The organism is Pontibacter actiniarum, from assembly GCF_003585765.1.
Classification (GTDB): domain Bacteria; phylum Bacteroidota; class Bacteroidia; order Cytophagales; family Hymenobacteraceae; genus Pontibacter; species Pontibacter actiniarum.
Genome location: NZ_CP021235.1, coordinates 134081 through 154635, shown reverse-complemented (window position 1 = coordinate 154635; position 20555 = coordinate 134081). Strand labels below are relative to the sequence as shown.

The window sequence follows — 20555 nt, the reverse complement described above, 5'->3', positions numbered from 1 at the left end:
ATGAAGAAGCACTTTTCTACGCTGCAACTCTACCGGCTGCTACTCCTGGCGCTGGTCTTCCCGCTGCTCACCTCCTGCAACGATGACGACGAGGAGACAACACCCAGTGCCGATGTAACCGTGCAGTTCCGTAACCTGGTTGCCGGGCAGAACATCACGCTCGGCCAAACCTACACCAGCCCGTCCGGCGACACGTACACGGTGGAGGATTTTAAGTACTACATCAGTAACGTGAAGCTGCTGAATGCCAACGGCGATGTTGTGTACACGGAGCCGGAAAGCTACCACCTTATTAACGAGACGGCAGGCAACACCGCTTTTACACTAGCAGGCGTGCCCGCCGGCAGCTACAGCAAAATAGCCTTCAGCATGGGCGTAGACGAAGCCCGCAACCACTCCACCGACCAGGAAGGAGACCTGGACCCAAGCTCTGACATGGTCTGGGACTGGGACACCGGCTATAAATTTCTGCTGCTGGAGGGCACCTACACCGGCGATGCAGACGCTGGCGGCCTGATTTTCCACATCGGCCAGGATGAAAACTACACAACTTTCACCATGCCGCTGGAGTCGCCGCTTACTATCCGCACCAAGTCCGGCTATACTTTGCAGGTCAGCACAGAGCTGAACGCGCTGTTTCAGCAGCCTAACCTCATTGACTTTGACGAGATGAACGCGGCGATGGGCGGTGAGAACGCTCGCAAAATAGTAGAAAACTACACGGCCGGCTTCTTTTCTGTGGCAGAGTTAAAGTAGCCTGACGTACCTTTGCGGCACATGCCACGCGCCAAACATATCGGGAGCCTTTGCCTCGCCATACTTGTGATGGTGAACGTGCTTTCTATGCCCCTGATACGGCTGGGCTATGAGCTCAACAAAACGTACATCGTGAAGAACCTCTGTGTGAACCGCGATAAGCCACAGCTCGGGTGCGAGGGCAAGTGCCACCTTTCCAAAAGCGTTAAAGCGGCAAGCCAGGAGTCGCAGGGCCAGACCGACTTCAGGGCCAAGTCCCTCTCCTATGAGTTCGTAAGCGTGCCCAGCCCCTACACGGCGCCCGCCCCGGCACCCGCGGCGGCAAACATAACTTACGGCCGCCATGCCCTGCTGGCGTACAACGCCTACACTTCCGAAATCCTGCATCCGCCGCAGGTATAAATCATCTGTACTGTAAGCTGACAGCGCCTCCCCAGCGGGTGGCCTGCCTTGCCTATAGCCACTGCGCACCCTGCGCCGGGGCTGTATACCTATGCCTTATACTTTTAAGGCACTATCATATCTCCTTTTCAAAAAACCACAGATGAAACCACTACAACACATCTTATCTTACATACTACTTCCGCTTACCCTGCTGGCTACCTCCTGCGAAGAGAACGACACACCGGAGGCAAAAGAACCAGGCACCGTAACGCTGGATATACACCACACCTACAACAGCGAGGCGCTCCAGCTAAACCAGGAGTATGCCACGGAAGGGGGCACAGGCATAAAGTTCAGGCAGCTGCGCTACATCCTCAGCAACGTGGTGCTTACCACCGACAACGGCGCGACGTACAAAGTCCCCGACAGTTATTACATTGTTGAGCACACACCGACCCACACACGCGAGCAGGTGGCGCTGACAGGTGTGCCGGCGGGCAGCTACACCTCCGTTTCCTTTGCCATTGGCGTAGACCAAACGGTTAACCACAGCCTAGACCTTGCCGCCGGAGAACTGGCAACCGTATCGGGAATGGCCTGGAGCTGGAATACCGGCTACAAGTTTATCGTTGCCGAGGGCGAGGCCTTTAATGCCGCCACAGGCGCCTGGGAGAACTACACCTACCACGTAGGCACCGACGCGAACTACCGCACCGTTACACTCGCACTGCCAAACGCACTGCAGGTAGAGAAGCAAACCGACAGCCAGGTGATGCTGGTAGCGGAAACCGGCAAACTCTTTAACCAAGTGGATGTATTGCAGTATAAAATGGTAATGTCGGGAGCCGCAACTGCCGCAGTAGCCACGCAGGTGGCAGCTAACTACGCCAGTATGTTCTCGGTACACCACGCCCACAGCATGAAAGGAAACTAATGCCCTGCCTGCGCCACATAGCCACTTTAGGTTTGAGCCTGCTGCTGTTGCCGGGCTGTAAAGACCGCGCCACGGAGGCGCCGGCGCCACAAGCGCAGCGCTTCAGCCCGGCCGTGCCCACTAACCTGGCGACGGAGGTGCCCTTTCCGGAGCGCAACCCTTTTACAGTGGAGGGCGTGGCCCTGGGCCGCATGCTGTTTTACGACCCTATCCTGTCTGCCAGCAACCGGGTTTCCTGCGCCAGCTGCCATCAGCAGGACAAGGCGTTTTCGGATGGCACGGCACTCACAGCAGCCGGTGTAACGGGCAAGCCGCTGAAAAGGCACGCCCCTGCCCTCCTGAACCTCGCCTGGATGGGCGGGCTCTTCTGGGACGGCGGCGCCCGGGACGTGGAGTCGCTGGTGTTCGGGCCCATTACCCACCCGGACGAGATGGGCCAGGGCCTGGGGGAGCTGACGCAGGAGCTGCAGCGCCACCCGGCCTACCCGCGCCTGTTCCGGCTGGCCTTCGGCTCCGACTCCGTTACCTCGGCACGCATCGCACAGGCTCTGGCCCAGTTCCAGCGCACGCTTATCTCCGCCGACTCCCGCTACGACAGGTACGCACGCGGCGAGCGTGGTGCACGCCTGAGCGAACCGGAGCTACAGGGCCTGGCGCTGTTCCGGCAACACTGCGCCTCCTGCCACGCCACGCCATTCTTCACCGACCAGGGCTACCACAACAACGGGCTGGACAGTGCCTTCTCGGAGGATTTTGAGGAGCTGGCTTACGGGCGCGGGCGCATTACGCGGCAACAGCAGGACATCGGCAAGTATAAAACGCCTACCCTGCGCAACATTGCCCTCACGGCTCCTTACATGCACGATGGCCGCTTCGCCACGCTGGGAGAAGTGCTGGACCATTACCGCACGGGTGTAGTTTTGTCAGCGTCGCTGGCTCCGGAGCTACAGCAGCCGAACGGGCAACTGGGCGTGCCCATCACGCCGGACGAGAAAGAAAAGATCATCCTGTTCCTCCATACCTTAACCGACGAGGCCTTTACAAAGCACAAGGCCTTCTCCAACCCTTTTTAAGATGAAAAAATACATGCTGTCGCTGCTGTGCCTCCTTTGTTTTGGAGCCGTACAGGCCTGCGACATTTGCAATCTATACGAGTTCAACCCTATCGACTCGAAGAACTACTTCGGTGTCTTTTACCGCCAAAGCATGTTTAACGGCTACAGCCACCTCCACCAAAGCCACAGCTTTTTTGCCACGCAGAGCGCGCTGGCGACGCAAGGCTCCAACGGGGTGCAGCACGTGCCGGACCAGAGCGAGGTGTACCGGGTGCTGGAGAGCGAAGACGACTACGAGCGCTACGAGACCTGGGAGCTGCGAGGCAACATCCGTATCCTGCCCAAGGTAAACCTGCAGGCGGTGCTGCCCATCCGCAGAAACACCGTTTACTATGCAGAGGTCTTTCACCTGCCCAGCCCCAAAAAAGACACCACCTTTACCGTAAGCGGCCCGGGCGACCTGCTGCTGGCCGCCGACTACCTTCATACTTTTAGCACAGGGTCCGTAAAGCACATCCTCCGCCCGGGTGCAGGCATTAAGCTGCCGACGGGCGTGCACAACAAGAGGATTAGCGGAGAGGAGAAGTACGACCCTGACCTGCAGCCGGGCACCAGCGCCTTCTCTTACCTGGCAAAGCTAGGCTACACGCTGCTGTTGAATGAGCAAATCGGCCTCGACCAAAGTATAAGCCAACAGTGGATGAGCGAAGGAAGCAACGGCTACCGCTTCGGAGACCAGTTTAACTATACCGGCTCCGTGTTTTATGTCATGCGCCCGGGCATGCTGCAGGTGATCCCGCGGGTGGGAGCCTATTACGAGGCTGCGCAGCGGTCTGCCCAGGATGGCGTGGCAGCAGAACAGACGGGCGGTCGGGCGCTGTTCGGCCAGGCAGGGGCAGACGTGGTGCTAAAGCAGTTGACGCTAACGGCCGCTTACTTTCAGCCGGTGCACCAGCGCCTCCACGGTAAGCAGGTGGGCAACGCCGGCCGCTTTCAGGTAGGCCTGTTCGTGAACCTGTAAAAAAGAAAGGCCGCTGCGGTATACCCGCAGCGGCCTTTCTTTTATCTGTTAATGCTTAGTTATTTTCTCTTTCCACATTCGCGTCAACGTCTACGTCCACGTCCTCTATGTTACCGAGGCGCTCCTGTACTTTGTTCTCGAAGTCGTTCCACTCGTTTTTGGTCTCCTCCCACTCACGGCGGGTCGCCTCATCCCAGTTAGCGCTTTCACGCTCCAGCTCGGACTCGCGGCGGTTGTACTCGGTGCGCATCTCGCGGAACTCGTCGGCTGTCACCGTTTCCGCACGCTCTGAGTTGGTTGTTACCCAGGCATCGAAGTCATCGTACGTTCTGCGGGCTTCCATGTGCGCCTCGTCCAGATCGCCTTCCACTGTTTCCACAGCCTCATCGTTTGTTCCGGTGCCGGTGTTCTGATCACAGGCAAACATAAAAGTACCCAGTGCAAGGGCAAATCCTACGGTTTTAAACTTTGATATGATTTCCATAGTTCTAGTTCCTATTGATGATTATCCTTACTCATACGGACCTAAGCAAAATAATGATATAAAAACCGCTCGAAAGGGATTAAATTCGCGTTTTGAGCGTTATTTTCTTATAAAGAAGTATAAAACAGAAAGCGTAAGTCATGCCACTGCTACCCTCCAAACACAGCGCCCCTTTCTACCTTTTTAACGGGCACCTGCAAACCATTATCCCGAGCCTGTTCAGGCAGGTTGAGGGGGTGGCCTACGAGCGGGAGCGCCTCCTGACACCCGACGACGACTTTATCGACCTCGACTGGTCGCGGGTTGGCTCGGATGCCCTTATCGTGCTCTCGCATGGGCTGGAGGGCGATACGGGTCGGCCGTATATTACCGGCATGGTGAAGGCCTTTAACGCGGAAGGCGTGGATGCGCTGGCCTGGAACTACCGCAGCTGCAGCGGCGAACCCAACAAGCTGCTCCGCTCCTACCATTTGGGGGCCTCCGATGATTTGCACCTGGTGCTGCAGCACGCCCTTGGCACGCACCCGTACAAGTCCGTGTACCTGGTGGGCTTTAGCGCCGGCGGAAACATTACCCTGAAGTACCTTGGCGAGGACCCGCAGCAGGTGCCGGCACAGGTAAAGCGGGCCGCCGTGTTCTCCACACCGGTAGACCTGAAAGGCTCGGCTCAAAAGATATCCAAAGTATACACCCAGCGCTTCCTGAAGACGCTAGGCGAGAAACTGGAGCAGAAGCGCCAGATGTACCCCGATGAGGTGGACCTGTCGGACTATAGCCTGTTCTGGTCCTTCCCGGAGTTTGATGACCGCTACACCGCTCCCCTGCATGGTTTTAAAAATGCCGAAGACTACTATGCCCGCGTCAGCTCAAAGCAGTTCCTGCAGGCGATCCGCGTCCCGACGCTGTTGGTAAACGCTAAAAACGACCCTTTCCTGTCGCCGGAGTGCTACCCGGTGCAGGAGGCAGAGGCCAACCCATACTTTTACCTGGAGATGCCGGAGGAAGGCGGGCACGTGGGTTTTGCCGTCGATTTCCGAAGGAACCTGTACTATTCAGAAGCGAGGGCGGTGGATTTTTTACTGGGTGAGAGGTAAGCGACTTTCCTGAATAGCGTCTTTTTTTTCTGGTCTATCTTCTGGAAGGGCTCTTTTGTGTGTTTCTCTCCTGGCCCACCTCTGGCGCAAGTCTTCAGACTTGTGCCTTACTTATAGTGTCGAGTTTGCAACTCGACTGGCTTGCAAAGCCATACCGTACAGCTGATATACAAAACAGCTTCTCTGGCGCAAGCGTCCGCTTGTGCCGCGACTGTTCCTCCAGCTCCCAAATGCCTACCGTTTCAACTTCTGCTTTGGAGCGCTCATGCCCGCGAGGGCTCATCCTGGGGTATCGCACTGTGTGCCTGAAGCTGCCCTCGCTCCGTTGCGGGCTGCCCTTACGGGCACCGCAACAGGCACAAGGCGCTCAACCCAGGGGCTGGGATCAGGTCAGGTAGCTACTGCCTTTGCTGCGCGAACGAAACACTTAATGCAGGGCAGCCCAAGGTTATTTGTTCTTCAGCGGCACGTACACCACCTTCTTGGTATCGAAGAACTCTTCGTTGAAATAGCTCTTTAACTCGTGCGTCTGGGTAATAAGCCCTGACTCTGCCAGCTCTTCTTCCAGGTCTCCGCCTTTCAGGTAGTACAGGCCCTCCGTCTCCAAACCGGTTTTCTTGAAGCTGTTCATCACCCAGGGCCAGAAGTTGGCGAGGCGGGTAACGGCGCGGCTCACGATAAAATCGTACTTGTCGCGCACCTGTTCGGCGCGGGTGTGCGAGGCGGTAACGTTCTGCAGGTGCAGCTCGCGCGCAATCTCGTTTACCACGTGTATCTTTTTGCCGATGGAGTCCACCAGGTGGAACTTCACCTCCGGGAACATCACCGCCAGCGGCAGGCCCGGTAAGCCGCCGCCCGTGCCCACGTCCATTACAGAGGTGTTGCCCGGGAAGGTAACCACCTTGGCTATGCCTAGCGAGTGCAGAATGTGGTGCACCCCCAGCTGGTCCATGTCCTTGCGCGAGATCACGTTGATCTTCTGGTTCCACTCCTTGTACAGCTCCCCCATCTGCTCAAACTTCTGCAACTGGTCTTCGGTAAGCTCCGGGAAATAACCTGAAAGTAAAATGCGGATGGCGGTCATAGTAATTATGAATGATGAATTAGAAATTATGAATTGGGTTTTAGGAGACTGCGAAGTATAAAACAGCTGCAATTAGCGCCACAAAAGCAACTATAAGCACAGCCATGAGAGCGTCGATGAGCAGAACCACCCCTGCGTTGCGAAACTGCCCCTCATACTTTCTGCTAAGTTCCTGCTTCACCTTCTCCTTGTTTCTAAAGCGAAGATACAGATAAGCTTTGCCTATCAATACAAGTATAACATCCCCTATTAAAAACTCCATCTATACATGCTGCATCTAAACTTTACACAAGTATACATCTTGTGTCCTGTGTCTTGCTACTTGTGTCCTTAGTGCGCAAAAGTATGAAATATGCGCGGAACTAGCGTTAAGTATAAAGCCCCGGCTGCACGAGGCAACAGGGGCTTTAACCGTAATCAATATATTAACCTTAATTTAATGCTTGTTAGATGAGGTGCTTTTTGTTCTTCACCATGTCATAGAGCAGCTCGCGGGCGCGGTGCAGCTGGGCTTTTACCGTGCCGAGCGGGGCGTTGAGCTCCGTGGCAATTTCCTCGTAGCTCAGCTCGTTAAAGTAGCGCAGCGTAACCAGGCGCTGGTACTTCTCGGGCAGCTTGGCCACCACATACTGCATAATCTCGATCTTCTGGTTCTTGATCGCCTCCTCCTGCGGGTTCAGGTTCTTATCCTTAAAGTCGATCGTGATCTCATCGCCATTGTCGATTTTGATGGCTGAGTCGATGGACATGGTTTTGATCCTGTTCTTGCGGATGAAGTCGATACAGTTGTTGGTGGCAATCCGGAACAGCCAGGTACTGAAGGCGTACTCCGGGTTAAACTTATGTAGGTTCTTGAATGCCTTGGCAAAAGCCTCTATCGTCAGGTCCTCCGCATCGTCAGCGTTGCGCACCATCTTCAGAACTACGTGGTACACAGGCTTTTTATAGATACTCATGAGTTCGGCGTAGGCCTTCTCATCGTTTTCTTCTACCGCAGCCTGAATTAGCTTGAAGTCATGCTTTGCTTTCGCAGAGAATTGTTTATTTACTTCCATCTGAATTGTTTATACAGTAACACAGATATCCCAAGGAACAGGTAGTTTACAAAGTAAACCAGGTCCAGCACAGGCATCAGCAGCAAGGATATCCTATCGTTTAGTCTGCGGGCGGCCGCCAGGTACACCGGGAAGACCGTGAGGTAGCGAACGCCTGCAAGCGCTCCTAATATAGCTAAATGGCTATTTAGAACAAGAAGAATAACGAGAAGTATGTAAAAAAGTATATTCGATACTATAAAAGCTCCTATTCTTCGCTTATCTGCCGCTCTGTACCGCCCCCCGACCGACAAATGTCTCCTTTTCTGGACTATCCACTCCCGAAACGTCCTTTTGGGAATACTGATTGTCTGCGCCTCCTTGTCGATAACAATACTAACCTTACTATTGTTGGCGGCATCGCGCACAAAAAGATCATCGTCGCCGCCCATTAACTTGATATGCGATGCAAACCCCTTGTTCTTAAAGAAACACCCTTTCGTGTAAGATAAGTTTCGGCCAACGCCCATATAGGCGTTCCCTGCGTTTGCTTGAGACAAATACTGGATTCCGGTCAGGAATGTTTCATATCGGATCAGGTGATTCAAAAATCCTTTTAAATGTGCATACGGAGAGTAGCCAAGTACCACTTCTGCCCCACGGGCGTAGCCTGCCTGCATCCGGGCGACCCAGGTTGGGCTGCAAGGGCGGCAGTCGGCGTCGGTAAACAGCAGGTGCTCATACTTGGCGGCGCGTATGCCCAGGGCCAGCGCGTACTTCTTCGGGTTCAGGTACTCGGGTGTCTTTTTCACCGTCACCACCCGGAAGTTCGGGTACTGGCGCTCCAGCTCATAGGTGTAGAACTCGGTGTCGTCTTCGGAGCGGTCGTTCACCAGCAGCACTTCAAACTCAGGGTACTCCTGGTCCAGCAGGGCGGGCAGCAGCTCCATCAGGTTGTCCAGCTCATCGTGGGCCGCCACAATCACCGACACCGGCAGTTGCGCCGCCGGCTCCGGGTCTGTGTGCTTGGTGAAAGGCAGGAACCTAAAAAAAGAAAAGTATAACTGCACCAGCACGCACAGCGCCAATGCCCCCAGGAGTATAAGTGGTATCAATTAAGAATGATGAATTAAGAATGATCAATGAACACGTAGGCCGCTCCAGCGCATTTTCTCCGCAGCTTTAGAGCATCACCCTTTCAAAATTAGGCAAAGTATAGGCATTTCCGAAGCGAGTCCGAATTTTAAAGTTGGCTATGGTTTGTGCAGGTGTAGTTTGTATCTTTGCCGGTTAACTAAAAACTCAGAACTTAAAGAAATAGAAGCCCTTGGGGCGGGCCGGCTTTTGGTGTTGTTTTTGCAAGATGATGCGCCGGCAACCATACAACCATGCAATTTAACTTAGTAGCGACAGACGCTCAATCCAAAGCACGCGCCGGAGTGGTGCAAACCGACCACGGAGCCATCGAAACGCCGATCTTTATGCCTGTGGGCACGGCCGGAACCGTAAAGGCTGTGCACCAGCGCGAACTGAAAGAAGACGTAAAAGCCGAGATCATCCTTGGCAACACCTACCACTTATACCTGCGCCCGGGCCTTGAGGTACTGGAGAAGGCAGGCGGCCTGCACAAATTCAACGGCTGGGACCGCCCCATACTTACCGACAGCGGCGGCTATCAGGTATTCTCGCTGGCCGGCACGCGCAAGATCAAAGAGGAGGGCGTGAAGTTTAAGTCGCACATCGATGGCTCTACGCTAAATTTCACCCCGGAGAACGTGATGGACACGCAGCGCATCATCGGGGCAGACATCATCATGGCCTTTGACGAGTGCACCCCCTACCCTTGCGACTACGGCTATGCCCGTAACTCTATGGAGCGCACGCACCGCTGGCTGCAGCGCTGCGTAGACCGCTTCGACAGCACCGAACCGAAGTATGGCTACAGCCAGACGCTCTTCCCGATCGTGCAGGGCAGCACCTACAAGGACCTGCGTGTGCAGTCGGCGGAGACCATAGCCAGCTTTGGCCGCGAGGGCAATGCCATCGGAGGTTTATCGGTAGGCGAGCCTGCCGAGATGATGTATGAGATGACCGACCTGGTGTGTGACATACTGCCGAAGGACAAGCCGCGTTACCTGATGGGCGTGGGCACGCCGGCCAACATACTGGAGAACATCGCGCTGGGCGTGGATATGTTCGACTGCGTACTGCCGACCCGCAACGCCCGCAACGGCATGCTGTTCACCACGCAGGGCATTATCAACATCAGAAATAAAAAATGGGCCGATGATTTCAGCCCGATTGATGCGGAACTGGGCGGCTACGTCAGCACCTTCTATAGCAAGGCCTACCTGCGCCACCTGATCCACAGCACCGAATACCTGGCTGGCCAGATCGCCAGCGTGCATAACCTCACGTTCTTCCTGTGGCTGGTAAAACAGGCACGCCAGCAAATCCTGAATGGAACTTTCCGCGACTGGAAAGATGTGATGGTAAAGAAATTAATGACAAGACTGTAATTAGAAATTAGAAATTATGAATTAGAAATTAAATCCCAACGTTGGCAATGTACTTAGTGCAGGCCACTCATTTTTAATTTCTAATTTTTAATTCGTAATTAACTTCTGTGAAGCTCCTCGACAAATACATCTTAAAGAAGTTCCTGACCACGTACGTGTTCACGGTGCTGATACTGGTGTCCGTTATCCTTGTGATTGACTTCACAGAGAAGAACGACGACTTTATCAAAACCAACCCGGCCGTCAGCGAGATACTCTTTGACTATTACCTGAACCTGATCCCCTTCTATGCGAACATGCTCAGCCCGATCACGGTGTTTATTGCCACCGTGTTTGTTACAGCCAAGCTGGCCTCGCATACCGAGATTGTGGCCATCCTGAGCAGCGGGATTAGCTTCAGGCGGTTTCTGGTGCCTTACATCATCGGGGCTTCTCTGATCGGAGCGACCATCTTTGTGCTTATCGGCTGGGTAATTCCCAATGCCAACAAGGAGAGCGTGGCCTTCCAGGTAAAGTACATTAAAAGTCCTTTTACCTACGACAGCCGTAACATCCACATCAAAATAGGGCCTGAAACCTATGTGTACATGGAGAGCTACAACAACACGGCACACGTAGGCTACAACTTCGCCCTGGAAAGCATCGACAACACCAAGCTCAAGCGGAAGCTCAGCACCAACAGCATCTCCTGGAACGCCGAAAAGGAGAAGTGGCACATAGACCGCTACACGCTGCGCACCTTCGATGGCGAGAAGGAAACGATCTTTAAGGGAGCCAACCTCGACACCACCCTCAACCTGCGCCCCAAGGACTTCGAGAGCACCTACAGGCTGGAGCAGACCCTGACCCTGACGCAGCTAAACGACTACATCAACGAAAAGATAGAGCGCGGCGCCGACGACATTGAGATTTACCTCATTGAGAAGTATGAGCGCTTCAGCTACCCGTTTGCCATTGTTATACTTACCGTGATCGGGGTGATTGTGAGTGCCCGCAAGGCGCGCGGTGGCGTAGGCTTTCAGATTGCGCTGGGCTTTTTCCTGGCCTTCATCTTCATTATTTTCGTAATCACGAGCCGCAGTTTAGCGCAGGTTGGCGATATTGCGCCACAAATTGCCGCCTGGATTCCGACCATCGTTTTTACAGGTATAGGGTTTCTGTTGTATCGTTACGTTCCGCGCTAGATGCCACGTCTCAAAGATTTTATCGAGCTCCACTTTGTTATCTTCCTGTGGGGTTTTACGGCCATACTTGGCAAGCTGATCTCCATCCCGGCGGTGGAGCTGGTCACGCTGCGCACCCTTATTGCCGCACTGGCGCTGGGGGCGGTGGTGTACCGGCGCGGCACGCCTTTCTGGATGGGCCGTACCATGGCGCTAAAGATGCTGGCGGTGGGTTTCGTTATCGCGGCGCACTGGATCCTTTTCTTTGCAGCGGCGCGCGTGGCCTCCGTCTCGATCTGCCTGGTTGGCCTGGCCACCTGCAGCCTCTGGACGGCCTTTCTGGAGCCGCTCTTCAACAAGGGCCGGATAAAGCCGCACGAGATCTTCCTGGCGCTGCTCGTGATCATCGGGCTCTACATCATCTTCCAGAACGAAACCAGCTTCGATAGCGTGCTTGGCATCAGTATGGCCATCGGTGCCGCGCTGCTCGGCTCCATCTTCACGATCATCAATGCCAACTTTGTAAAGAAGGTCCCCTCTACCACTATCACGGTGTATGAGATGGCCGGCGCCTGCCTGGGCTCTGTGCTGTTCTTCCCGTTTTACACGGCGTTCTTTGCAGAGGGAGGTGCGCTAAACTTCGGCCTTACCACCATGGACTGGGTGTACCTGCTGGTGCTGGCCCTGGCCTGCACCGTGTATGCCTACACAGCCTCCGTGCGGCTCATGCAGCGTATCTCTGCCTACACGGTTAACCTGACAGTGAACCTGGAGCCGGTGTACGGCATCATCCTAGCCTGGATCATCTTTAATGAGGACGAGAAGATGTCTTCCGGCTTTTATGTAGGCGCCACGGTTATCCTGCTAAGCGTGTTTATCTACCCGGTGCTCGAAGCCCTCGAGCGGCGCCGGAAAAGGCTAAAGCAGCCCCTTCCAGACGGTGTAGTGGTCCGGGAAGAGTAAGCTTTCCGGTGCTTCGCCTTTGAACAAGCCGTAGACGGCCGAGCCGGAGCCTGTCATGGAGGCATAGGCTGCACCGGCCTCATACAGCTTTTCCTTCACCTGCGGCAGCTCCGGGTACTTCGGAAACAGGGCCGCCTCGAAATCGTTCTTCAGCACCTCGCGCCATACTTTCACCTCCTGCTTCAGCAGCATGGCCATGTCGCAGGTAGGCGTTTCCGGTTTAATGCTGCCGTAAGCCTCTGCCGTGGTAATATGGATGCCGGGGTACACCACCACGCAGCTGTAGCCACTCAGGCTCAACTCCACAGGGCTGAACACATCGCCGCGCTCTGTGGCAATCACCGGCTTGTTTTGCACAAAAAAGGCACAGTCGGAGCCTAGCTGGCGCGCATAGTTCTCCAGCACATCCCCCCCCAGGTTTAGCTCAAACAGCTTGTTCAGGATGCGCAGCGTAAAGGCGGCATCGGCAGACCCTCCGCCAAGCCCTGCCCCCATCGGAATAACCTTGTGCAGGTGCATGTGCACGGGTGGCAGGCTAAAGTCCTGCTGCAGCAGCTTGTAGGCCTTCAGGCAAAGGTTGGTCTCAGGGTTCCCCGGCACCGGCAGGCCCGTCATGTCAAAGGCTTCCTGCTCCGAAGGCAGAATCTCCAGGGCATCGGTCCAGCGCACCGGGTAAAAGCAAGACTGCAGGTTGTGGAAGCCGTCCGGCCGCTTTTCCGTAATGTACAGGCCAAGGTTTATTTTAGCGTTTGGGAAGTCAAGCATTGTCTGAAATGTGCTGTTTAAGGGCTGCAATCTATAAAATTGTACCGAAAAGGCGGCGGCAGTTCACCGGCTTTCTAAAAATGTACGCCGATAAACTGTTATAGTAAACATGAAACTTGTAAATTAATGGACAGCATCACAGCACCTTGGCCCACCAGGGGCAGCTAAATTGGTGCCAGTACCGTATTTACTGAATCTGTATCCGAGGCTTCTCAGCCGCAGGGGCTCCAATTCACTTTAAGATTATGCTTTACAGGCCAGGACGTATTTCCCTTTCGGTGCCGCACATGGGCGGGCACGAGAAAAACTATGTGCAGAAAGCGCTGGAGGATAACTGGGTAACCACCGCCGGGCCTAACCTGCCCGGCTTTGAACACGACATCTGCCAGCACACCAACTCCCGCCATGCCGTGGCCCTCAGCTCCGGCACGGCGACTATTCACCTGGCCCTGCGCGTGCTGGGCGTACAGCCCGGCGACGAGGTGCTCTGCTCCACCTTTACCTTTGTAGCCTCAGCAAACCCTATTTTATACCTGGGGGCGCAGCCTGTTTTTGTGGAGAGTGAGCCCGACACGTGGAACATGTGCCCCGAAACGCTGCACAAAGCCATTGCCTCGCGCCTGCGGTTAGGCAAGCGCCCGGCCGCCATCCTGCTGGTGCACCTTTACGGCATGCCTGCTAAGATGAAGGAAATCATGGCGGTGGCGCAGGAGTTTGGGATACCGGTGGTGGAAGACGCGGCAGAGGCGCTTGGCTCGCGCTACGGCGGCCACCAGGTGGGTACCTTTGGCCGCATTGGCGTCTTCTCGTTTAACGGCAACAAGATCATCACCACGTCGGGGGGCGGCGCCCTGATAACCGAGGACGAGCAACTGGCTGAGCAGGCAAGATTTCTGTCTACGCAGGCAAAAGACCCCGCTCCCTACTACCAGCACTCGCAGATGGGCTACAATTACCGTATGAGCAACATCAGCGCGGGCATTGGCCGGGGCCAGATGGAGGTGCTGGAGAAGCGCGTGAAGCAGCGCCGCGAGATACACACGTTCTACCGCAACCAGCTCGGGCACATCGAAGGGCTGGAGTTTCTGCCGGAGCCGAAGGCCTGCTTCTCTAACCGCTGGCTAACCACGGTTCTCCTGCCTGCCCCGCACACACCGGAAAGTATACGGCTGGCCCTGGAAGAGGAGAATATCGAAACGCGCCCGCTCTGGAAACCGATGCACCTGCAGCCGCTTTTTGAGCACCACCCGTACGAAGGAGACAACCTGAGCGGCAAGCTGTTTGAACGCGGCCTGTGCCTGCCGAGCAGCAGCAGCCTAACAGACGAAGAGCTCGACAAGGTGGTTAAGCACCTGAAGCGCCTGCTGGAGGTGACGTAGGCTTTCTTTCCGTTTCCCGGTCTTCCTCCTGTCCTTCTTACCAAGGAGAATACCTGTTATGACTGCTCTGGAAGTATACCACAAAGGTTTGCTGCGCCAGGCGGGTACTGGACGTGCCTTATACTGCCGCGAGCGCCGTCTCCAGTTCTGCTATCAGCTCCTCCGGCTCCTCTATTCCCACCGAAAAGCGGATCACCCCCACCGTGATGCCCATCTTTTCCTGCTGCTCCGTGCTCAGAGCGCGATGCGACGTACCCAGTGGGTAAGAAACAGAGGTGTTTACACCGGCAAGCGACGGGGCGAAAGGTATACTTGGCAGCGCCTGCATAAAACGGTTAACCGCCTCCGTCTCATCTTTGATCCGGAAGCTCAACATGCCCCCGAACATCCCCTGCCCCTGGCGCTTTGCCAACTCATGCTGCGGGTGCTCCTCCAGGCCCGGGTACCACACCTTCTCCACCTTGGGGTGGCGCTCAAGGTATTCGGCTATTTCCAGGGCGTTGCTGCAGTGCTGCCTCATGCGCAGGCGCAGTGTCTTCAGGCCCCGTGCAGCCAGCCAGCCCTCGAAGGGGCTAAGGTTCAGCCCGTACACCATCATTACTCTCTGCACCCGCTGCAGGTCCTCCTGCTCTTTGCAAACCACCACGCCCGCCGTTACATCGCTGTGTCCGGACAGGTATTTGGTCACGCTGTGGATAACGGTATCGGCACCCAGTTCCAGTGGCCGGGTCAGTACCGGGGTGGCAAAGGTGTTGTCGATCACAAGCTTAATTCCCTGCCGCTTCGTTTCCTGGGCCAGCCTTGCCACGTCGAGCACCTGCAGCAGCGGGTTGCTTACTGTTTCGGCCAGTAGCAGGCGCGTGTTCGGGCGCACGTAGCTCCCTAGCGTATAGGTATCCGCTGTGGGCACAAACGTTACATCCACCCCGATGCGGGTCATCTCCTGGGAGAGCAGGGAGGACGAGCCGCCGTAAATCTCCTCGGCACACAGCACATGGTCGCCGGCCTTGCAAACCGCCAGCACCGCCGCCAGAATAGCCGACATCCCCGATGAGGTCACCACGGCCCCTGCCCCTTTTTCCAGCTTGTTTACCTCCTGCGCCAGCTCATCCGTGTTGGGGTTGCCGTAGCGCGTGTACATGTAGCTCTGCCCCGGCTGCTCAAAATACTGCTCCAGTGCGTTCAGGTCATCAAACGCAAATACTGAGGTCTGGTAAATCGGGGTGGTTTTGGGATGGATGTGCGGCATGAGTTGTAAGTATGATTTAGGCATCAAGTTAAGCAGGAATTCTTATATTGTATAAGTATTTCATTCCAAACATAAGCTCTCATCAACATGAAAACAGCCACACAAGCCCGCTGCCTCTTGGCGCTGCTCACGCTACTCCTGGGCAGTTTTGCTTCGGCAGGCGCGCAGCCACTTAGCTCACAGGAGATCGACACCCTTGTGGCGCGGACCATGAGAACCTTTCAGGTGCCGGGTATTTCCGTAGCAGTGGTCAAGGATGGTAAGGTGGCGCACATGAAGGGCTACGGCGTGCGTTCGCTCAACTCAGGGGAGCCAACAGACGAGCACACGCTTTTCGGGGTGGCCTCCAACAGCAAGGCGTTTACCGCGGCCTCCATTGGCATGCTGGTGGAGGAGGGCAAGCTGAAGTGGGACGACAAGGTGATCGATTACATCCCTGAGTTCCGCCTCTACAACGACTATGTTACGGAGGAGTTTACCATCCGGGACCTGCTAACGCACCGGAGCGGCCTCGGCCTCGGCGCCGGCGACCTCATGATCTTCCCGGACGGGAACGACTTTACCCTGAATGACCTCCTGCGCAACATGCAGCACCTGAAGCCTGTCTCGGCCTTCAGGACAAAGTATGATTACGATAACCTGCTGTACATAATCGCAGGCGAGGTAGTGGCAAGGGTATCGGGTATGAGTTGGCCGGCGTTTGCCGAGAAGCGCATTATGCAGCCGCTGGGCATGGCACGCAGCGCCGCCAGCTTCGGCAGGCTGAAGGACATTTCCAACACCATAGATGCCCATGCCATTGTGGAGGGAAAGCTACAGGTAATCGACCGCTACAACCTGCCGCTAACAGACGCCGCCGGAGGTATCTACACCAGCGCCCACGACCTGAGCAAATGGCTCGTCATGCTGATGAACAACGGGAAGTATGGCCCTGCGCCTCAGCAAAGCCTGCTGTCAGAAGAAGTGATACAGGAGCAATGGACACCACAGACCATCATCCCTTTCAGAGGCAGCAGCACCTTTAACACGCATTTTAAGTCCTACGGGCTCGGCTGGTTCCTCAACGACGCCAAGGGCTACAAAGAAGTAAGCCACACAGGCGGCCTGGCAGGTATGGTTAGCCAGGTAACCATGCTGCCGGAGCTGCACCTGGGCATTATCGTACTGACAAACCAGCAGAACGGGCAGGCGTTCCAGGCCATCACCAATACCATTAAGCAGGCCTACCTGGGCATGGAGAGCAAAGACTGGGTGGAGTACTACAGGGAGGAGGAAGCGGAGTACCTGGCAGAGGCCAAAGCCATAACCGATAAAACCTGGCTGGAGGTAAACGCCAACCTGAAAAACAAAAGGAAAAGAGTGGCTTTCGAGCCCTACACCGGCACGTTTGGGGATAAGTGGTTTGGGGAGATACAGGTATACAAAAAGAACAACAGGCTATGGCTGCAGTCTAAGCGCTCCCCTAAACTGCACGGCGAAATGCTCTACTACAAAGACAGTACCTTCGTCGTGAAGTGGGATGACCGCAGAATGGAGGCCGATGCGTTTGTCAGGTACTCCCCTGGCCTCTCGGGAATAACCATGGAGGCAGTATCGCCGCTTACGGACTTTAGCTACGACTTCCACGACCTGGACTTCCGCAGGGTGGCGGAGGCCCGAAGCTCTACAAGCGGCGCCCGGTAACGCAGTAAAACAGCAAGGCCTCCTGCTCAAAGAGAGCAGGAGGCCTTGCTTTATACTTTAGAAAAGGCTGTTACTCCGTCACTGACTCAGCGAGTACAATGATCTTGTTGTTCAGCACTTCTACCACACCACCGTCTACGGTAAAAAACTCCTGGCCTTTGCTGGTAGTGATACGGATGCTTCCTCTATCGAGCGTGCTGATAAGGGGAGCGTGCTGGTCGAGTACCTCGAAAGAGCCGTTGGCTCCCGGGAACTTAGCAGACTCTACCTCACCGGCATAAACCTTTTTATCAGGTGTGATTATCTCTAAATACATCTTTGTTAGTTAAGAGTTTAGAGTTAAAAGTTCAGAGTTAGAATTGGTGTACAACTCATAACTTTAAACTTTTAACTCTTAACTAATGAAATCTATTTTGCTTCGGCCATCATTTTCTCACCTTTGGCAACAGCGTCTTCAATGGTACCTACCAGGTTGAAGGCTGACTCCGGAAGGTGGTCATACTTACCGTCCATGATCTCGTTGAAGCCTTTGATGGTGTCTTTGATATCAACAAGCACACCTTTCAGGCCTGTGAACTGCTCTGCTACGTGGAACGGCTGAGACAGGAAACGCTGCACACGGCGCGCTCTGTGTACCACCAGTTTATCCTCGTCAGAAAGCTCGTCCATACCCAGGATGGCGATGATGTCCTGAAGCTCTTTGTAGCGCTGCAGGATCTCTTTCACACGCTGCGCTGTGTTGTAGTGCTCGTCACCAACAACGTCTGGCGTCAGGATACGTGATGTAGAATCCAGAGGGTCTACCGCAGGGTAGATACCAAGCTCGGAGATTTTACGGGAAAGTACGGTAGTAGCATCCAGGTGGGCAAACGTAGTTGCCGGAGCCGGGTCAGTCAAGTCATCCGCAGGTACGTAAACGGCCTGCACGGATGTAATGGAACCACGCTTTGTAGACGTGATGCGCTCCTGCATGGCACCCATTTCAGTTGCCAGCGTTGGCTGGTAACCTACCGCAGATGGCATACGCCCCAGAAGGGCCGACACCTCAGAACCCGCCTGCGTGAAGCGGAAGATGTTATCTACGAAGAACAGGATGTCACGGCCGGCGTCGCTTGAGCCTGGCTCACCATCGCGGTAGTACTCCGCCATTGTAAGACCGGAAAGCGCCACACGTGCACGCGCCCCAGGAGGCTCGTTCATCTGGCCGAAGACGAAGGTCGCCTTAGACTCCTTCAGTTCTTCCTGATTTACTTTGGAAAGATCCCAGCCACCGTGCTCCAGCGACTCAAGGAACTCAGCGCCGTAGCGCACGATACCAGCCTCGATCATCTCACGAAGTAAGTCGTTACCCTCACGTGTACGCTCACCTACACCGGCAAATACAGAAAGACCGCCGTGTGCTTTCGCGATGTTGTTGATCAGCTCCTGGATCAATACGGTTTTACCTACACCGGCACCACCGAAAAGACCGATTTTACCACCTTTTGCATAAGGCTCGATCAGGTCGATTACTTTGATACCTGTATAAAGAACTTCAGAAGAAGTAGCAAGGTCTTCGAAGCGAGGCGCAGGTCGGTGGATAGGAAGACCACCTGTGCTCACTGGCTGCGGAATACCGTCAATGGCTTCGCCGATCACATTGAAAAGGCGACCTTTAATGCCTTCGCCTGTCGGCATTTTGATTGGGCCACCCAAGTCAACTACTTCAGCGCCACGAGTAAGGCCTTCTGTAGAGTCCATCGCAATGGTACGCACGCGGTCCTCACCCAAGTGATTCTGAACTTCCAGCACTACTACCTGGCCGTTGTCTTTCGTCACCTGAAGGGCATCCAGAATATTTGGTAGCTTAGAGTTTTCACCCACAAAGCTAACGTCCACCACTGGACCGATAACCTGGGTAATTCTGCCAATATTTGCCATTTGACTTTTTATGTTGATTAACTAGTATAACGGAGTTATTTCAGGGTGCAAAACTAATGGATTAATCTCTTATATCCATGCTAGAATATAAAAAGTTTTGCGCTGTGCGCCACTACCCTGAAAGCAGCTGTTTTAAAAGCAAGGGGCGCGGTGTTATTACAGGTGCTCCCCGGCACTTTGTTTCGCCGCCAAAAGCTTAACTGGCTCTTTTAGATATCGATGCGCATGACCCACCGGCCAGGCTCGGTTACTTTGAAGCTTACCACCCGGTCATACGTCACCGCCTTCATTTTGCTGGGTGATTTAAAGCGGATGTTTCCCTCGAACGGAAATACCACATTGTCGAACCCCAGGTAGGAGCTGCCGCTCACGGTGCTGCCGCTGCTGCCTATCAGCTGCAGCTCTTCCGGATTCCGGATCGGGAGGCCCCCGTCCATGATCAGGATCTCGATGTTGTACCCTTCGGTGTTATGCTGCGTTATGGAGGCCCGCGTTATGTTGCGTTTCATGGTAACACCGGCTGCGGCAGGCTTGCGCTCCCGGCGCTTCTTCTTGCTTTTCTTCGCCGTGGCAGTCTGCTTCGCGGTGTCAGCCTGTGTTACCGACAGTTCGGAAACGGGGGCGAAACGCACGGGATTGGGGGCTTCGGCCTTCCCTGTGCCACAGCACAGGCCAATCAGGAGAGAGTAGAGGTACACCATAGGAATAGCTTTTATAGCAGGAAGATACGGTGTAGCACGTGAAGAACAAAACTGCTTACTCAGAATTTCAGCGCCTTCGCCTATAGGTTCTTCAGCACCTCTATCTGTTCGTCGTTCAGGAGGATGTACCGGTTGTTAAAGGGGTTGGCAAAGAATTTCTCCACGATCACGTACTCCCCCGACTTAAGCTTGTGAATGTTGTAGCTAAAAAGGCTGTTTGCCCTCTCTATTACCAACTCCGTTGTGCTCAGGTCCAGTTCTCGGCCGCAAGTAGTTACTATCAGATCGGTGTTTACAATGGTCATAGGGCGCGGTTAGGTATTTAAGTGATTGAGAATTCTTTACGCATAAATCCTGATCGGGTGAC

22 protein-coding genes are annotated in these 20555 nt (G+C 54.9%); 11 read left to right on the top strand and 11 right to left on the bottom strand.

All coding sequences use genetic code 11. The features are described from left to right. The 5 genes from CA264_RS00705 (at position 1) to CA264_RS00685 (ending at position 4150) form a co-directional block, all read left to right on the top strand. Positions 1 to 756, top strand: a complete 756-nt coding sequence (locus CA264_RS00705; RefSeq protein ID WP_025609489.1) for an MbnP family protein — start codon at positions 1 to 3, stop codon at positions 754 to 756. A 21-nt stretch (positions 757 to 777) separates the two neighbouring features. Further along, positions 778 to 1158, top strand: coding sequence for a hypothetical protein (locus CA264_RS00700; protein ID WP_025609488.1), 381 nt, complete (start codon positions 778 to 780; stop codon positions 1156 to 1158). Positions 1159 to 1300: 142 nt separating this feature from the next. Beyond that, entirely contained in the window at positions 1301 to 2074 is a 774-nt protein-coding gene (locus CA264_RS00695; protein WP_025609487.1) for an MbnP family protein, read from the top strand. Next, positions 2074 to 3147 (top strand): cytochrome-c peroxidase, encoded by a 1074-nt coding sequence (locus CA264_RS00690; protein ID WP_071784645.1) that lies wholly within the window; start codon positions 2074 to 2076, stop codon positions 3145 to 3147. The genes CA264_RS00695 and CA264_RS00690 overlap by 1 nt, the downstream gene beginning before the upstream one ends. A 1-nt stretch (position 3148) precedes the next feature. After that, positions 3149 to 4150 carry a hypothetical protein gene (locus tag CA264_RS00685; protein ID WP_025609485.1) on the top strand — a complete coding sequence of 334 codons (1002 nt, stop codon included), beginning with the start codon at positions 3149 to 3151 and terminating at the stop codon, positions 4148 to 4150. Positions 4151 to 4205: 55 nt separating this feature from the next. Here the strand turns inward: CA264_RS00685 and CA264_RS00680 are convergent, their stop codons facing one another. Beyond that, on the bottom strand, positions 4206 to 4634 hold the full coding sequence (locus tag CA264_RS00680; protein WP_025609484.1) for a hypothetical protein: 429 nt from the start codon (positions 4632 to 4634) through the stop codon (positions 4206 to 4208). Positions 4635 to 4774: 140 nt separating this feature from the next. Here CA264_RS00680 and CA264_RS00675 point away from each other — a divergent pair, with 140 nt between their 5' ends. Beyond that, complete coding sequence (locus CA264_RS00675; RefSeq protein ID WP_025609483.1) at positions 4775 to 5728, top strand: YheT family hydrolase; 954 nt, start codon at positions 4775 to 4777, stop codon at positions 5726 to 5728. A gap of 448 nt (positions 5729 to 6176) precedes the next feature. Here CA264_RS00675 and rsmG read toward each other — a convergent pair whose 3' ends face one another. The 4 genes from rsmG to CA264_RS00655 all read right to left on the bottom strand — a co-directional run bounded on the left by rsmG (position 6177) and on the right by CA264_RS00655 (position 8961). Continuing rightward, positions 6177 to 6812, bottom strand: a complete 636-nt coding sequence (rsmG, locus tag CA264_RS00670; RefSeq protein ID WP_025609482.1) for a 16S rRNA (guanine(527)-N(7))-methyltransferase RsmG — start codon at positions 6810 to 6812, stop codon at positions 6177 to 6179. A 40-nt stretch (positions 6813 to 6852) separates the two neighbouring features. Further along, positions 6853 to 7074 carry a hypothetical protein gene (locus tag CA264_RS00665; RefSeq protein ID WP_025609481.1) on the bottom strand — a complete coding sequence of 74 codons (222 nt, stop codon included), beginning with the start codon at positions 7072 to 7074 and terminating at the stop codon, positions 6853 to 6855. Positions 7075 to 7258: 184 nt separating this feature from the next. Continuing rightward, complete coding sequence (locus CA264_RS00660) at positions 7259 to 7867, bottom strand: RNA polymerase sigma factor (RefSeq protein ID WP_025609480.1); 609 nt, start codon at positions 7865 to 7867, stop codon at positions 7259 to 7261. Beyond that, positions 7858 to 8961: a glycosyltransferase gene (locus CA264_RS00655; RefSeq protein WP_157593758.1), complete on the bottom strand. Its 1104-nt coding sequence runs from the start codon at positions 8959 to 8961 to the stop codon at positions 7858 to 7860. The genes CA264_RS00660 and CA264_RS00655 overlap by 10 nt, the downstream gene beginning before the upstream one ends. A 273-nt stretch (positions 8962 to 9234) precedes the next feature. On the opposite strand from CA264_RS00655, the gene tgt reads away from it, so the two are divergent. From tgt to CA264_RS00640, 3 genes are all read left to right on the top strand, one after another. Then, on the top strand, positions 9235 to 10365 hold the full coding sequence (gene tgt, locus CA264_RS00650) for a tRNA guanosine(34) transglycosylase Tgt (protein WP_025609478.1): 1131 nt from the start codon (positions 9235 to 9237) through the stop codon (positions 10363 to 10365). 107 nt (positions 10366 to 10472) lie between these two features. Then, positions 10473 to 11549 (top strand): LptF/LptG family permease, encoded by a 1077-nt coding sequence (locus CA264_RS00645; protein ID WP_025609477.1) that lies wholly within the window; start codon positions 10473 to 10475, stop codon positions 11547 to 11549. Beyond that, a complete protein-coding gene (locus CA264_RS00640) occupies positions 11550 to 12491 on the top strand; it encodes a DMT family transporter (protein WP_025609476.1) in 942 nt (313 codons plus the stop codon). On the opposite strand, the gene ispE is transcribed toward CA264_RS00640, so the two are convergent. Beyond that, the gene (gene ispE / locus CA264_RS00635) at positions 12447 to 13256 is read right to left on the bottom strand and encodes a 4-(cytidine 5'-diphospho)-2-C-methyl-D-erythritol kinase (protein ID WP_025609475.1); all 810 of its coding nucleotides are present in this window, start codon (positions 13254 to 13256) and stop codon (positions 12447 to 12449) included. The genes CA264_RS00640 and ispE overlap by 45 nt on opposite strands. A 245-nt stretch (positions 13257 to 13501) precedes the next feature. Between ispE and CA264_RS00630 the strand changes: the two genes are divergently transcribed. Beyond that, a complete protein-coding gene (locus CA264_RS00630; protein ID WP_036777944.1) occupies positions 13502 to 14635 on the top strand; it encodes a DegT/DnrJ/EryC1/StrS family aminotransferase in 1134 nt (377 codons plus the stop codon). Positions 14636 to 14753: 118 nt separating this feature from the next. On the opposite strand, the gene CA264_RS00625 is transcribed toward CA264_RS00630, so the two are convergent. Further along, positions 14754 to 15884 carry a trans-sulfuration enzyme family protein gene (locus CA264_RS00625; protein WP_025609473.1) on the bottom strand — a complete coding sequence of 377 codons (1131 nt, stop codon included), beginning with the start codon at positions 15882 to 15884 and terminating at the stop codon, positions 14754 to 14756. Between the two features lie 87 nt (positions 15885 to 15971). Here CA264_RS00625 and CA264_RS00620 point away from each other — a divergent pair, with 87 nt between their 5' ends. Then, complete coding sequence (locus tag CA264_RS00620) at positions 15972 to 17567, top strand: serine hydrolase (RefSeq protein WP_025609472.1); 1596 nt, start codon at positions 15972 to 15974, stop codon at positions 17565 to 17567. 70 nt (positions 17568 to 17637) lie between these two features. Here CA264_RS00620 and atpC read toward each other — a convergent pair whose 3' ends face one another. The 4 genes from atpC to CA264_RS00600 form a co-directional block, all read right to left on the bottom strand. After that, on the bottom strand, positions 17638 to 17883 hold the full coding sequence (gene atpC / locus CA264_RS00615) for an ATP synthase F1 subunit epsilon (RefSeq protein ID WP_025609471.1): 246 nt from the start codon (positions 17881 to 17883) through the stop codon (positions 17638 to 17640). Between the two features lie 92 nt (positions 17884 to 17975). Then, positions 17976 to 19487 (bottom strand): F0F1 ATP synthase subunit beta, encoded by a 1512-nt coding sequence (gene atpD / locus CA264_RS00610; RefSeq protein ID WP_025609470.1) that lies wholly within the window; start codon positions 19485 to 19487, stop codon positions 17976 to 17978. A gap of 209 nt (positions 19488 to 19696) precedes the next feature. Then, the gene (locus CA264_RS00605) at positions 19697 to 20188 is read right to left on the bottom strand and encodes a hypothetical protein (RefSeq protein WP_025609469.1); all 492 of its coding nucleotides are present in this window, start codon (positions 20186 to 20188) and stop codon (positions 19697 to 19699) included. A gap of 80 nt (positions 20189 to 20268) precedes the next feature. Next, a complete protein-coding gene (locus CA264_RS00600; RefSeq protein WP_025609468.1) occupies positions 20269 to 20493 on the bottom strand; it encodes a hypothetical protein in 225 nt (74 codons plus the stop codon). Between the last annotated feature and the right edge of the window lie 62 nt (positions 20494 to 20555).

Excerpts from the sequence above, each read along its gene's own strand:
- CA264_RS00705 (WP_025609489.1), top strand. The coding sequence starts at position 1 with ATGAAGAAGCACTTTTCTACGCTGCAACTCTACCGGCTGCTACTCCTG.
- CA264_RS00700 (WP_025609488.1), top strand. The coding sequence starts at position 778 with ATGCCACGCGCCAAACATATCGGGAGCCTTTGCCTCGCCATACTTGTG.
- CA264_RS00695 (WP_025609487.1), top strand. The coding sequence starts at position 1,301 with ATGAAACCACTACAACACATCTTATCTTACATACTACTTCCGCTTACC.
- CA264_RS00690 (WP_071784645.1), top strand. The coding sequence starts at position 2,074 with ATGCCCTGCCTGCGCCACATAGCCACTTTAGGTTTGAGCCTGCTGCTG.
- CA264_RS00685 (WP_025609485.1), top strand. The coding sequence starts at position 3,149 with ATGAAAAAATACATGCTGTCGCTGCTGTGCCTCCTTTGTTTTGGAGCC.
- CA264_RS00680 (WP_025609484.1), bottom strand. The coding sequence starts at position 4,634 with ATGGAAATCATATCAAAGTTTAAAACCGTAGGATTTGCCCTTGCACTG.
- CA264_RS00675 (WP_025609483.1), top strand. The coding sequence starts at position 4,775 with ATGCCACTGCTACCCTCCAAACACAGCGCCCCTTTCTACCTTTTTAAC.
- rsmG (WP_025609482.1), bottom strand. The coding sequence starts at position 6,812 with ATGACCGCCATCCGCATTTTACTTTCAGGTTATTTCCCGGAGCTTACC.
- CA264_RS00665 (WP_025609481.1), bottom strand. The coding sequence starts at position 7,074 with ATGGAGTTTTTAATAGGGGATGTTATACTTGTATTGATAGGCAAAGCT.
- CA264_RS00660 (WP_025609480.1), bottom strand. The coding sequence starts at position 7,867 with ATGGAAGTAAATAAACAATTCTCTGCGAAAGCAAAGCATGACTTCAAG.
- tgt (WP_025609478.1), top strand. The coding sequence starts at position 9,235 with ATGCAATTTAACTTAGTAGCGACAGACGCTCAATCCAAAGCACGCGCC.
- CA264_RS00640 (WP_025609476.1), top strand. The coding sequence starts at position 11,550 with ATGCCACGTCTCAAAGATTTTATCGAGCTCCACTTTGTTATCTTCCTG.
- ispE (WP_025609475.1), bottom strand. The coding sequence starts at position 13,256 with ATGCTTGACTTCCCAAACGCTAAAATAAACCTTGGCCTGTACATTACG.
- CA264_RS00630 (WP_036777944.1), top strand. The coding sequence starts at position 13,502 with ATGCTTTACAGGCCAGGACGTATTTCCCTTTCGGTGCCGCACATGGGC.
- CA264_RS00625 (WP_025609473.1), bottom strand. The coding sequence starts at position 15,884 with ATGCCGCACATCCATCCCAAAACCACCCCGATTTACCAGACCTCAGTA.
- CA264_RS00620 (WP_025609472.1), top strand. The coding sequence starts at position 15,972 with ATGAAAACAGCCACACAAGCCCGCTGCCTCTTGGCGCTGCTCACGCTA.
- atpC (WP_025609471.1), bottom strand. The coding sequence starts at position 17,883 with ATGTATTTAGAGATAATCACACCTGATAAAAAGGTTTATGCCGGTGAG.
- atpD (WP_025609470.1), bottom strand. The coding sequence starts at position 19,487 with ATGGCAAATATTGGCAGAATTACCCAGGTTATCGGTCCAGTGGTGGAC.
- CA264_RS00605 (WP_025609469.1), bottom strand. The coding sequence starts at position 20,188 with ATGGTGTACCTCTACTCTCTCCTGATTGGCCTGTGCTGTGGCACAGGG.
- CA264_RS00600 (WP_025609468.1), bottom strand. The coding sequence starts at position 20,493 with ATGACCATTGTAAACACCGATCTGATAGTAACTACTTGCGGCCGAGAA.